The following is a 591-nucleotide window of genomic DNA, read 5'->3' as shown; positions in this document are numbered from 1 at the left end:
CTGCACCGCCAGGAGCGAATGGCCGCCCAGTTCGAAGAAGTTGTCGTGGCGCCCGACCCGCTCGACACCGAGAAGCTCCGCCCAGATCTGTGCCAGCGCCGTCTCGACCGCGCCCTGCGGCGCCTCATAGGCCGTCCGCGCATAGGCGCCGTCGGCCGGCGCCGGCAGTGCCTTGCGGTCGAGCTTGCCGTTCGGCGTCAGCGGCAGCGCCGCGAGCCGCACGAACGCAGCCGGCACCATGTAGTCCGGCAGCCGCCCGCTCACATGCGCGCGCAAGGCGCCGGCAAGCCCGCCGCCATCGTCCTCGTCCGATCCTGCCTCGGGTCCACACACGACATAGGCGACAAGGTGCTTGTCGCCGGCCCGGTCCTGGCGCGCCACCACCACCGCCTCGCGCACCCAGGCGTGCTCGCAAAGCCGCGCCGCGATCTCGCCCGGCTCGATGCGGAAGCCGCGGATCTTCACCTGGTCGTCGTTGCGGCCCAGAAACTCCAGATTGCCGTCCGGCAGATAACGCGCCAGATCGCCGGTCTTATACAGCCGATCGCCTTCCACAAAGGGACTGGCGATGAACCGCTCCGCCGTCAGATC

At 70.1% G+C, this 591-nt stretch carries 1 protein-coding gene; it reads right to left on the bottom strand.

What is annotated here, in order from left to right; all coding sequences use genetic code 11:
* Positions 1-591: AMP-binding enzyme (locus NKJ08_RS38865; RefSeq protein WP_352786433.1), on the bottom strand; the 591-nt coding region annotated here is incomplete at both ends.

Origin of the sequence: Mesorhizobium sp. M0244 (genome assembly GCF_040321795.1) — a bacterium.
Lineage (GTDB): Bacteria > Pseudomonadota > Alphaproteobacteria > Rhizobiales > Rhizobiaceae > Mesorhizobium.
The sequence above is the reverse complement of the archived record's forward strand: the minus strand, read 5'-3'. Positions and strand labels throughout refer to the sequence as shown.